This is a genomic window from Treponema denticola (assembly GCF_024400535.1).
Taxonomy (GTDB): Bacteria; Spirochaetota; Spirochaetia; order Treponematales; family Treponemataceae; genus Treponema_B; species Treponema_B denticola_C.
Window position 1 is genome coordinate 58,213 of the sequence record NZ_CP038800.1, and the last position, 12,413, is coordinate 70,625.

General features: G+C 41.3%; 10 protein-coding genes. 6 read left to right on the plus strand and 4 right to left on the minus strand.

What is annotated here, in order from left to right:
* The first annotated feature begins 35 nt into the window (after positions 1–35).
* From E4N78_RS00245 to E4N78_RS00260, 4 genes are all read left to right on the plus strand, one after another.
* Entirely contained in the window at positions 36–1,454 is a 1,419-nt protein-coding gene (locus E4N78_RS00245) for a hypothetical protein (RefSeq protein WP_255811131.1), read from the plus strand.
* A gap of 325 nt (positions 1,455–1,779) precedes the next feature.
* Positions 1,780–2,058, plus strand: coding sequence for a hypothetical protein (locus E4N78_RS00250; protein WP_255811132.1), 279 nt, complete (start codon positions 1,780–1,782; stop codon positions 2,056–2,058).
* Positions 2,036–2,866: an IS110 family RNA-guided transposase gene (locus E4N78_RS00255; RefSeq protein WP_255811133.1), complete on the plus strand. Its 831-nt coding sequence runs from the start codon at positions 2,036–2,038 to the stop codon at positions 2,864–2,866. The genes E4N78_RS00250 and E4N78_RS00255 overlap by 23 nt, the downstream gene beginning before the upstream one ends.
* Positions 2,867–2,940: 74 nt before the next feature.
* Positions 2,941–3,168, plus strand: coding sequence for a NifU family protein (locus E4N78_RS00260; protein WP_002681558.1), 228 nt, complete (start codon positions 2,941–2,943; stop codon positions 3,166–3,168).
* Positions 3,169–3,181: 13 nt separating this feature from the next.
* On the opposite strand, the gene deoD is transcribed toward E4N78_RS00260, so the two are convergent.
* Positions 3,182–3,883 (minus strand): purine-nucleoside phosphorylase, encoded by a 702-nt coding sequence (deoD, locus tag E4N78_RS00265; RefSeq protein ID WP_255811134.1) that lies wholly within the window; start codon positions 3,881–3,883, stop codon positions 3,182–3,184.
* A 403-nt stretch (positions 3,884–4,286) separates the two neighbouring features.
* Between deoD and E4N78_RS00270 the strand changes: the two genes are divergently transcribed.
* Together E4N78_RS00270 and E4N78_RS00275 are read left to right on the plus strand one after the other, a co-directional pair.
* Positions 4,287–5,096 carry an MBL fold metallo-hydrolase gene (locus E4N78_RS00270; RefSeq protein WP_255811135.1) on the plus strand — a complete coding sequence of 270 codons (810 nt, stop codon included), beginning with the start codon at positions 4,287–4,289 and terminating at the stop codon, positions 5,094–5,096.
* A 53-nt stretch (positions 5,097–5,149) separates the two neighbouring features.
* On the plus strand, positions 5,150–6,271 hold the full coding sequence (locus E4N78_RS00275) for an ISAs1 family transposase (protein WP_255811136.1): 1,122 nt from the start codon (positions 5,150–5,152) through the stop codon (positions 6,269–6,271).
* 397 nt (positions 6,272–6,668) lie between these two features.
* Here the strand turns inward: E4N78_RS00275 and E4N78_RS00280 are convergent, their stop codons facing one another.
* The 3 genes from E4N78_RS00280 to E4N78_RS00290 all read right to left on the minus strand — a co-directional run bounded on the left by E4N78_RS00280 (position 6,669) and on the right by E4N78_RS00290 (position 12,324).
* The gene (locus E4N78_RS00280) at positions 6,669–9,680 is read right to left on the minus strand and encodes a right-handed parallel beta-helix repeat-containing protein (protein WP_255811137.1); all 3,012 of its coding nucleotides are present in this window, start codon (positions 9,678–9,680) and stop codon (positions 6,669–6,671) included.
* A 106-nt stretch (positions 9,681–9,786) separates the two neighbouring features.
* Positions 9,787–10,944 carry a glycerate kinase family protein gene (locus E4N78_RS00285; RefSeq protein ID WP_255811138.1) on the minus strand — a complete coding sequence of 386 codons (1,158 nt, stop codon included), beginning with the start codon at positions 10,942–10,944 and terminating at the stop codon, positions 9,787–9,789.
* A 24-nt stretch (positions 10,945–10,968) separates the two neighbouring features.
* The gene (locus E4N78_RS00290) at positions 10,969–12,324 is read right to left on the minus strand and encodes a GntP family permease (RefSeq protein WP_255811139.1); all 1,356 of its coding nucleotides are present in this window, start codon (positions 12,322–12,324) and stop codon (positions 10,969–10,971) included.
* Positions 12,325–12,413: the final 89 nt, after the last annotated feature.

The window sequence follows — 12,413 nt, forward strand, 5'->3', positions numbered from 1 at the left end:
ATTGAGTTACGGTCTCCCATAAGGTATTTTACAATATGAAAAAGTCTTTCTTTACGTTAGTTTTTATCCTTTCTATAAGTGCATTGATTTTTAGCGAAGATGACAGCTTAGGAGATTTCGGTTTTGATGATGAAGAAAGCGGAACCGAATCAAGCGTATTCAGCATAGATTTCGGCGGTGCTTTTTATGCGGGCACGGAGGTCTTCTTTGATGCCTTTAAAAAGCCTGAAAACCTTAAACCGCCCTTCCCTCTTTGGGGTCATCTCCATTTAGAAGCAAAGTCGCCCCTTGCCGAAGCCTATGCCTCGGTAAACTTAAATGCCAAAACTCTTGCGGCCGGAATGGGCGAAACAGCCGAATTCTTTCCCAATCCTCTTTTTCCTGCATGGATTGACGAAGCCTATGTACAAGCCCTCACAGGCCCTGTAGTTTTCGGCGGAGGAATCAAAAAAATAAACTGGGGAAGAGCTAATTTTTTAAGTGTTTTGGATATTGTAAACCCCAAGGACTACAGCAAGCCCTATGAATTCTATCCCGAAAAAATTAAAAAAGCTTCTCCGATTTTTTTTCTTTCGGCCTATCTGCCCAAAGAAATGAAGCTTGAGTTTGCATATCTTCCGGTTTTTGAAGCCGATGAATTTACCCTAGACGGCAGATGGGAAAAAAACACATTTGCAAACATTACGCAAGCTCTACCTTTTTCTGCCAATAAGGCCTTAGTTGAAGCAAAGAAAAAACGTTTTTTGCAAGGTATAAAGACAAACACATTTGACTATGCCCAAGGAGGCTTGCGTTATAGCTTGACAATCGGCGGTAAACACGACCTAGGCTTTCAGTATTTTACGGGCTTTTTACATGAGCCTAATTTTAAATCGGACTATAAACCTTCCGCCCCCACCGAAGCGGAATTCAAACAGGTCTTTGAAAATGCTCAGCTTATATACAACCGCTATCATCAAATCGGGGCCGATTATGAGGCAATGTTCGGACAGTTTACAGTACAGGCCGAATTTGCTGCAAACATAACCGCTGACTTAAAAGGAAACAATCCCGATATATACAACCCGAACCTTGCATGGAATTTAGGCCTTTTATACGCTCTTCCTAAAAATATAAACTTAAGACTTCAAGCTGCCGAAACCGTAAGACTTTTAAATTCGGGAATAAATCAAGATAAACTCAGTCTCGACACGGAAAAGGGAAGCCCTATAACCGATACCCGCCTCCTTTTCTCCATCTCTCAAACCTTGGTACGAGGCTCCCTTGAATGGAAGCTCAACGCTCTTGTAGGAATAGAAGATGCGGACTTTATGCTAAACCCCGAACTTTCGTGGCTTATAGGCACAATCGACTTCGATCTAGGCCTCGGCTTTTTCGGCGGCAAAGAAAGCGGTAAATTAGGCCGCTACAAAAACAATCATTTTATAAAAATGAGCATCGGCTATGAGTTTTAACTATTTGGTAACTAAAAATATCTAATAGCTTGCTTCGCCTTGCTTTATCCTATTATTTTTTGTATATTTTGTAAAGTATTTATTAAGATAATGGGAGGTATGATAAAATAGTAAACAAACAAACGGTAATGTGATAAACTGAACTAAAAAGAAGTTCAGTGGAAACCAGGCAATAGTTCGTCATGTTTAGTGGAGGCAATGACCTCCGAATGGGAGAATGAAGAGCTTTTGCCGCATCATACAGTAGTCGTTAAAGACTGAATGGGAGATTGGAATATATTACCGAAAAGACTTTCCGCTGAAACACAAAGGGAGGGAGGTCGAAATGACATTTTTTATTGGCGTGGATTTGCACAAAACACAGTTTACAGTTCATGTAAGAACGGAAGAAAGGTCTGAAACCCTAAATCAGATAAGACAATATAAAACTGATGACAAAGGTTATGCCGACTTTATGACAAGAATAAAAGCTTACAAAGAAATCGGAGCTGTTGTAAAAATTGGAGTTGAATCAACAGGGAACACCCGTTTTTTCAAACACGAGGTAGAAAAGCCGGGCAGAAGTTACAGTCATAAATACTTTGAAGTTCAAGGTTATAACTGAATCTGCTAAAAAAACTGATAAGCATGATGCTTGTACAATTTCAGAGTTTCTTTCAAAAGACATGCTACCTGAAAGCTATCTTTGCAGTAAAGAAACTGAAAATATGAGGCGGCTTTTAAAGTCTAGGGAAAGGCTGGTTCGCTCGATAGTAGGTCAAAAGAATGAAGTTCATGCTCTTTTGGTAAGTATGGGGCTAAAAGATGAAAGCAGGAGCCTACAAAGTAAAAAAGGACACCAGAGAGTTCTGGACGTCCTTGAGTCGAATAACGACAACGTGCTCGAGGCACAATCAGTACAACTGATGTTTGAAATTATAAGGCAAATGGAAGAAAGTGTCAAGATAATAGAAAAACAACTTACAGAATTGACAAAGGATGATCAAATGGTAAATCGTCTTTTGAGTATACGAGGTTGTGGAAAGATAACGGCATGGACTATAAGAGCCTATACTGAGGATATGGGAAGGTTTGCAAGTGCAAAAAAATATGCAGCCTTTTGCGGACTTGTTCCATGGGTGTCTGATTCTAATGAAAGTATTAGGCATGGAAAAATTACGAAGCGAGGCCCGCAGGAATTAAGAGTGAGCTTTGTACAATTGGTAATGGGTATAAGACGTTGCAAAGATACTGCCTGTTGGCGTTTAATGCAGCGTTATGAATATATGAAAACACATAAGGGCAGCGGAAAGTCAATCATAGCCGCTGCGAGGAAGTTGGCAGAGATTGTATGGGCAATGCTCAGCAATAAAGAAGATTTTGACTGTGAAAAGATGAAAGGAACATACAACCGTATGAATCTTGCAGTTTAATTTTTATCTGCCATCTATTTTAATTTTTTTTAAGAAAGTCGATTTTGTTTGTTGACTTTTTATGGGAGGTCATTATGTTGGTTAAAGAAGAAATCGAAAAAGGCATAGCCTTGGTTAGGCCTTATTTACAGGCAGACGGCGGAGATATAGAGCTTGATTCGGTTGATGAAGCCGGAAAAGTTTATGTTAAATTAAAGGGAGCCTGCGGCTCATGTCCTATGGCTATCTACACTCTTAAAATGGGTGTTGAAGAACAGCTTAAGGACATGTTCCCCGAAGTTACCGAGGTAGTCGCGGTTTAAAATCTTAGAGCGGTTAAGCTATTATTGCCTCTAAGGCAATTTCCATCATGGTTTTAAAGGTAGTTTGCCGCTCTTCGGCACTAGTCTGCTCCTGTGTAACGACATTATCCGAAATGGTAAGAACGGCAAGGGCTTGGCGCTTATACTTTGCAGCCAGAGTATAAAGCTCTGCAGCTTCCATCTCGACAGCTAAAACCCCGTAAGCGGCCCACATCTTCCATGTTTCAAGGTCATCATAAAAAACATCAGAGCTGGCAATCGAACCTACTAAGGGTTTAATTCCCATTTTTTGAGCATGGTCATAGGCATTTTTTAGCAAGTTCCAATCGGCGGTAGGAGCGTAATGACAACCCCTAAAACGGTGCGTGTTAATACCCGAATCGGTAGAGGCCGACATAGCTAAAACTACGTCCCGCAGGCCCATATCCTTTTGCAAGGCTCCGGCCGTTCCTATGCGGATAGCCCTTTGTACGCCGTACTCGTTAAACAGCTCATTTGCATAGATCGAAAAAGAAGGCTGCCCCATTCCGGTTCCCTGAACCGAAACCCTTACACCCTTGTAGGTTCCCGTAAAGCCCAACATACCTCTAACCTTGTTATAACATTGAGGATTTTCCAAAAAATTGTTTGCAACAAATTCCGCCCTCAAAGGATCTCCCGGTAGAAGAATTTTATCGGCAATTTCTCCTTGTTTTGCAGCTATATGAACACTCATCTTCACCTCCAATAAAAACCTTTTGCAGGAAATATCAATTTCCGAAAAAAGGTTTTTCAAGCGGTTTGTTTACAAACCGCATACAATATGCGATGTTTTGTGCTTTGCACAAAACTCGTCAGATAAACAGTGAGGCAGAATTCCTGCCGAGCTGTTTATCACACCTCCAATATATCTGCGATAATATAAGTATACCCTATTCAAAACTAAAGTGCAAGACAACGCTTGGATTTAAAAGGCTCTTATGGATACCTCTTTTATTAAAAAAATATTACAAAATTGATTTCTGTGTTGAGGCAATGCGCAGGCTTGACAACTTACAAAGTGATTGCTAAAATAATAAGTAGGAACTAAAAACTTCAGTTTTTAGAAATGCCCATATATTAATATAGGAGGTGTTTTTATGAGTTTGATGGATTATTTTGCAATTCACGTTGTTCCGAAACTGTATAGAGGAAAAGGAGCTTTTCATCCTGCGGAAACCGGAAAATTGACGGAAACGGTAAGCTGCGTAAGAGAGTACGATGTTAATATCTTTTTTATCCGCAAAGGTAACACTCTGATCGCAATAGATTCCGGATACAAAAATCATCATGCTCTCTTGCCGGGATGTAAAAAAATCGGAATCGATCCTAAAGCGGTTCAGGCGCTGTTTCTTACACATGCAGATCCGGATCATGCAGGCGGCTTGGATATTCGTTGTGAGAATTGTTTTATTAACGCTGAAATTTATCTAGGCGAAATTGAAGAAAATTATCTGACAAATACCATATATCGTAAAAAAATCGGCCCGTTCGGATTAAAAAATTCCGTGAAAATAAAAGACAATTATCACCTTCTTAAAGACGGCCAATCCGTTTCCGTCGGTGATTTGACAATTCAGCCGTTTTTAGTTCCCGGTCATACTCTCGGGCATTTAATGTATTTAATCGACAACGAACTGCTTTTTACGGGAGACTCCATTGCGCTGAATCAAGAAGGCGGATGGTGTTTTTTTGATCTGTTTAACTACAACAGTGAAATGAATATTGAATCCTTGAAAGCATTAAAAGAAAAACTGGATTTAAATAGAATTAAGTATGTATTTACTTCCCATAACGGATTTACGGATAAAGTGAAGGATGTCTTTGCGCATGTTGATGTTATTCCAAAATGGAATGAAAAAGGATTTATATTTGATAAAACGGCCCCTTATGATTGTTTTGCCGATTAACAATATTTTTCGCACGGAAATCAATTTTACTAAAAACTGCCGATAATGTAGGTATGGAAATAGAAAATATATTTGATTACTTTAACGACATCAAAATAATAAGCAATTACGACGGATATTTTTACAGCGTAAATGAAGCTTTAAAAATATTACTACTTGGACTTCTTTGCGGCCGTAAAAACATTAGAGAAATACACGAATGGGCAACTGCCGACATTATAAAAGATAGGCTCAATAAAGAATTCGGCATAAAAAAGATACCTTGCTATTATTGGCTAACCTGTCTACTTAAATTGATAAACATAGACTCATTAAACGAATGTTTTATGAATATGGCTGAAGCTCTTATCAAAGAATACGGTACAGAAAAGCCTCTTACAATAGCGATAGACGGAAAAACTATCCGTTCAACAGATAAAATGAGCAGCTATGAAAGTCCGCTGCACATAGTCTCTGCACAAGTTGCAGAATTTGGTATAACATTGGCACAAAAGTGTGTTAAAGGAAAGACAAATGAGATACCTACGGTTCAATCTCTTATAAAAACTCTTAATATAAAAGGGCATATAATCGTTGCAGATGCCTTAAATTGTCAAAAGAAACGGCAAAATCATAAAAGAAGGAAAAGGGGACTATTTATTGTCGGTAAAGGGAACCAGCCTTTATTAAAAGCGGATATTGAAGAATATGTTCAAGATGAAATTCTAAGAAAACAAATGGACACGGCTTGTAAAAGTGAAAAAAATCGTGAAAGAGTTGAAAAGCGAACAGCCTTCTGCACAACTAATTTAGGTTGGATGGATAATACGGATGAATGGGAGGGGTTAAGCTGTATTGGAGCTATTCATTCAGAGTTTAAGAGTAAGAAAGGAAAGAGTGATGAATGGCATTATTATATTTCGAGCAGAAAACTTACAGCTCAACAGCTATTGGATATAGCAAGAAAAGAATGGGTTGTAGAAACCATGCATTGGTTATTAGATGTTCATTTTAGAGAAGACTTTTGTCGGCTTTTAGATAAAAATCTACAACAAGCCTTGAACATAGGACGGAAAGTGGCGTTAAATTTGGTCTCGCGATACAAACAAAAAAATGCACCTAAATCTTCTTTGTCACACATTATGTTTAAAGCTCTCATGGATATATCTTTTATCAAAAAAATATTACAAAATTGATTTCCATGTATTTTTCGTAAAACCGCTTGACATTTATTTAAAAATTAAGTATATTAAATTCACACACAGAAGATACACACTATTATTCTATTCACAAGCAGCCCTTTCTCCTCCTTTTCGGGCTGCTTTCTTTTTATTTATAGTCCAAGCTTTTTATATAGAACTTCAGCTGAAAAAACAAGGCTATCCGGTTTCTATTCATTTATTTAATCGCAGCGTGCGCAAAGCGTTGATATAGCTTTAATTAAAGAAATAACCGGCCTTCCCGAAGCAGAGATTGAAAAAACTATAGGGTAACTCGAGTACCCGTGCGGAGAACCGCTTTACCCATAGACTGGGGCTATGCCGCCTTGAGGGGGAAAGCGGCTGCCGACAGTGATTACTATAGCCTATAAGGTTAGTTTGCAGTATGACCGGAAGTATTATTGCAATGGCCTTCAATTACAGAGCCGCCCGTCCCATGGTTTTCAATTGTGCCTCCCGTCCAGTTAAATGTGCCATTTTCGTTATATACAGCGATCCCTTTTTTAGGAGTATCTGTTACTCTATTAAAAGAAAGTTGTCCTTTTCTTAAGTTAAGGGTTCCGCCGGATGCAATATAAACGCCGCCGCCGTTAGTTGCCGTATTGCCGATAATCTTAGCACCATTGCCATCTGCGCCATTTTGAAGCGTCAATGTGCATTTCCCGCCGACATAGATGCCGCCGCCCTTGCCGTCCGCTTTGTTTGCTTCTCCTGCGCCCGTGCCGCCTATGGTGCAGCCTTTGATGATTACGGTGGAGGCAGTGCTGCTGTCCTTTGTTGCGTAGATTGCGCCGCCGTTTTGCGCCTCATTGCCCTTAATGATGCAGTTTGTTAGGATAACGGTTGTGCCGCTTGCGTAGATAGCTCCGCCGTCGCCTGCAGCACCAGTCCCGGCTACCTTTCCGCCTGTGAGCGTCAGGTTTTCAAGGGTAAGGGTTACACCGCTTGCCACGTTGAAGATGCGGTGCTTCGCTGCGGGGGCATCCGCACCGCCCGAGTTTGCGTTAAGAATATCCGAAACCGCTACGTTTTTGCCCTTTATCGTGAGGTCTTTATCGATGACGATTTCGCCTGAGTTGCCGAAATCGCTTGTCGCTTTAATTTCTCCGTTTACGGTTATGGTGCTGCCTTCGGGGGCATCCTGCACAAGCTTTAGCAATTTTTCCCATGCGCCGCTATCCGAGCCGTTTACGGTTGTGTTTAGCTTTTGCAACTTTCCGTCGCTCTTTATTTTCCATACATACTCCGAGTCTTGCGGTGTTACGCTGAATCTGGTGTAGTTTTTCACTATACCTGCTGTTATATCGCCCGTAAGCACCGTATTTGTATCGCTATACTGTTCTGGCGTAATGCGGGCAATAATAGGCTCGTTACTCCTCAAAGTACCGTCTACTTGAATCGAAGTGCCGTTTGCAAGATACACATCGTTTTTGCCCCGCGTATTTGTATCGTCGCCCGTTGAGGGGGTGATAAGGGTGTTGCGTGTCAGTTTAAGTATTCCTCCATCTTCAACGTAAACCGCCCCACCGGTACTTGCATTTCCTCCTTCAAGTTTTATGTCTTTCAGATTAAGCACCGTGCCGCTTCCGCTTATTTTGAAAATGCGTCCATTTCCGTCTGCATTTATTGTATAAATCGGACTGCCTGATTTGGGTATCAGTTTAAGATTTTTGCCGCCCGATACAGCTATTTCGGTATCACCGGAAGGAGCTGTAAGGTTGCCGTCAATGTTAATCTGAATTTCGTTTCCGGCAGGAGAATTTTTCACAACGTTTTTAAGCTCGCCGTAAGCGGTAACAGCATTTATAACCTTAATATGCACTGTAATTTCAGGGCCTGCTAAGGAGTCTTTTTCAGCCCATACGTTGAGAGTGAATGAAGCTGCACCAGTTAATGATATGTGTAATTCTCCAGCTGATGAAGTTTCGGCTCCGCCGTTCAGTTTATACTTTACAGTTGCACCGCTGTCTGCACGCGGAGATAGTACAACCTTTGCCGCTCCGTTTAAACTATAAATAAGCAGCGGCTTTGCAGCATCATAGCTTCCTGCATCGGGTACGATGTCTTCGGAAACATATCCTTTAGCGGCTGCGGAAATACAGTGCAAATAGGGATCGCTGTGGTTAAAGTCCTGCATTAGTTTAAGGACGGGAAGCTCCCGCCATAACAGCTTAATAAAAAAAGGTTTTTCATTGCTGTCATCATAGCCGCTTAATTGCGCTTTCAGGGTAATTTTGTATAGCGCTTCGTTTTCGTCTGCGGCGAGAGCCGGCAAGTTTACCGCGGCGCTCGTTGTGCCGCTTACCGTCTCACTGCCTATCTGCATCCAGCTGCTGCCGTTTTTCTTATAGATTATTCCAGTTATACCGGCTCCGCTTTGTACAGTCTTTGCAGTCAATATTTTTCCGCTTATACCTGCAAATGTCTTCGGATTGCTTTCCGTTGTTCCCGTTATTGCGGTTAAGCCGTCAAACAATTCCACATCGGAGAGCTTATTTTTTTGGGTACTTACCTCTATAACATTAGAACTGAGGCCCTGTGCGTCTTTTATGCTGACGGCGTATGTTTTTACAGCCCCTCCTAGTTTAACATCGGTCTTTAATCGGAGAAGACCGCTCCCCGCAGGAAGCGGATGGGCCGTGTCGAGCGTACTTACGGCACCTGGAGCTAAAAGGTCTCCGCCTGTTGCAAAATCCGTACCTGTTACGCTCAAAGTAATGGCCGGAAGTAACACGCCGCCTGCCGTAATATTCATTGTGTTAATGTCTTTATGTACACTCTGACCGCCTATCATTGTGTCCATATCTTTTGCGCGGAATAAAAGCACATAGTAATGGTTGCCGTCCGCATCAGACGTTTTTCCGATCCCCGCGTACTCTAAAACAGGAGCAGTGTCGACCTTTAGGCTCAAATCGAATTTTCTATTGAATTTTCTGCCGTCTGTGGAAACAAGGGTAAGCTCGGCCCCGATATTTCCGTTACTCCATTCGTGAGCCTGTAAAAAAGCTTTTTTATATGTAAGAATGAGAGTATCAGGTGCCGTCTGCTTTAATGTATAGTCCGTGCCGGACTCAGGCTGCAGCGACAATCCGGGAAAGCGGATAACCTTTCCTGCATCAGCAGAAGAAGTAGGCATAGTGAATGTAAATTTATTCGGATTGTGCAGTTTAACCGTAGCCCTTATATCTTCCGATGACGGTATGTACAATAAGTCTTTCGCATCTTTTTTATATACTTTATCGATAGTATAGTCTTTAACATATGACTCTGTCGACCAATAGGCGAAAAAATCTTCCGGATCATCCAGAAATTGTTTACAAGCTGTAAGTAATACAGCAGCTGTCAGTGCCGCTGCAATCGTTAAAATCCGCAAAATTTTTTTCATATATGGATACTCCTAATTTCAAGTTGAAGTGGCGAACAGCATATAATTGCAATATAGCCAATTTAAAAGCAAATTTCAACAGGAAAAATTACGTATACCGCATTATTTATAAAATATTGATTAGGCGCAAGACATCTTTCATTGTTGAGGTCAAATCCGACTCGGCTGTTTTTTTTGCTTGACTGAAAGGTACGGCAAGACGGTTTATGCTGAATACGGCGGAAACTCCCATTTTATAAATATCGTCTATACCCTCTTCTGCATCGCCTACGACAGCTATCACAGGTACATTTTTCTTTTTGGCTCTTTGGGCAACGCCTGCAACAACCTTTCCTCTTAAACTTTGACTATCCAATTTGCCTTCTCCCGTAAAAACAAAATCGGTATTATCCAGTTTTTTTTCAAAGTCAACCGTATCAAGAACAATTTCAATACCCATTTTTAACTCGGAACCTAAAAAGACAAGAGTTCCGTAGCCCATGCCTCCGGCAGCCCCAGCCCCGGGGATTTCTGCCGTTTCAGAACCGGAATTGAGGGATGCTGTTTTTCCTGCAACCAAGGCCAGATGTTTTAGTCCTTGGTCGAGTTCTTCAACCATGCCGGGGTCGGCTCCTTTTTGCGGAGCAAAGATGTAGGCTGCTCCGGTTTTTCCGAAAAGAGGATTATCTATATCGCACATAGTCGTAAATCTTGCTTTTTTTACGAGGGGATTTAAGCCGGTCATATCTATGCGTTCAATATTTTTTAAAGTTCCGCCTGCCGGAATAAAACTTTTTCCTTCCTTATCAAAAAACTTGACTCCCAAGGCTGCTGCAGCTCCGCAGCCGCCGTCATTTGTCGCACTTCCTCCCAAACCGATTATAATATTTGTACAGCCGTTTTTAAGGGCATCGGCTATGAGTTCACCTACTCCATAGGTCGTGGTAAGGGATGGATTAAGCCTTCCCAACGCAATAGGGAGGCCCGCACAGGCGGCCATTTCAATTACGGCAGTCTTTTCGACATTCGGGTCTTCATTTTTTAAAATACCGTAAAAGCCTTCCATTTCTTCAAAAAAAGGATTTTTGACTTTAACCGTTTTTTTTATGCCGCCTATAGCTTCTAAAAAGGCTTCGACACTGCCCTCCCCGCCGTCTGCGACAGGGATTGAAAGAGTTTGAGCTTCAGGGAAAATCTCTTTTATCGCATTTTTCATCAAAGTGCATATTCGAGCCGAGCTCATTGTTCCCTTAAAGGAATCGGGGATAAGCAGTATCTTTTTCATAGATTTAACCTCTTTTAAATCGTTCTATAAAAATAAGGATATGATAAATATACCTATAATTGCGGCAATACCGATTACAAGAGTCATAAGGGTTTGAGTCTTGTATCCATCCTCAGCCTTTAGACCGCCGAAGGTTGTGACTACCCAGAAATAACTGTCGTTTGCATGAGAAACGGTCATTGCTCCGGCTCCGATTGCCATAACGGTTAAGGCCGATAGGGGAACGGTAGCAAGGCCCAGGGGTGCCATAAGAGGAGCAAGGATTCCTGCCGTGGTTGTAATTGCAACCGTCGATGAACCTTGTGCAGATTTTAAGATAGCAGCCAAAAGGAATGGGAAGAAAATGCCGACGGTTTTTAAAACGGCAGCATGTTCAGTAATATAAGCTACTAAGCTTGATGAAGCTATAACCTTGCCTAAAACACCGCCTGCGGCAGTTACAAAGAGAATGGGGCCTACAACCTTTAAGGTTTCATTTGTGATAATATAAAAATCCTCTGCTGTTTTTTTGCTTGCAAAAAGTATGACACCGAAAAGGAGACCTACTGCTAAGGCCATAATCGGAGCTCCCAGGAATTTCAAAATATCGGCACCGGTACCGCTAATATTTGCCATAGAAGCAACGGAAGAAAGGGCCATGAGGACAATCGGCACAACAATAGGGGCTATGGAACTAAAACCGTTTGGAAGAGATCCGTAACTTGCAACCAATTCTTCATAGGATTGTGAAACCTCATCTATAGCGCTGTCCTCTGAAGCCTTTACCTTAGTTCCTATATATCTTGCAAAAAAATAACCTGCAATGAGGGGGAAAATAGAAGCTAGGGCTCCCATACCGATTACTAAAAGAAGGTTGTTTCCTATGCCGAGAGAGCTTGCAGCTGCGATAGGCCCGGGTGTAGGCGGAATAAATACATGTGAAATATACAAACCCGCCGATAGGGCTACAGTCATTGCAACGCTCGAAATTCTTGTTCTTTGAACAAGAGCCTTGCGTATCGGGTTTAAAATAACAAAACCGCTGTCACAAAATACGGGAATTGAAACTATCCAGCCCATAATCAACATAGCAAGTTCAGGATGCTTTTTACCTACAAGCTTGATAACCATGTCAGATAGCTTTAGGGCTGCTCCTGTTTTTTCAAGGATTGTTCCGATTAGGGCACCAAGAATAATAACAATACCGATACTTGTAAAAGTTCCGCTAAAACCGGCTCCTATTGTGCCGGGAATCTTTACCAGCGGGATTCCTGCGGCCAGAGCCAAAAGGAGCGAAATGCCCATAATCGATAAAAAAGGATGAATTTTCAGCTTTGAAATAGCGAAAATCATAAGAGCAATAGCAATAACAAATGTAATAATAAGTGCTATACCTTGCATATAAACCTCCGGACATTTAATAAATAAATGTAAGGAAGAGTATATCATATAAATATTTAGAATGCAAATATTAAAATTAAAAATATTGT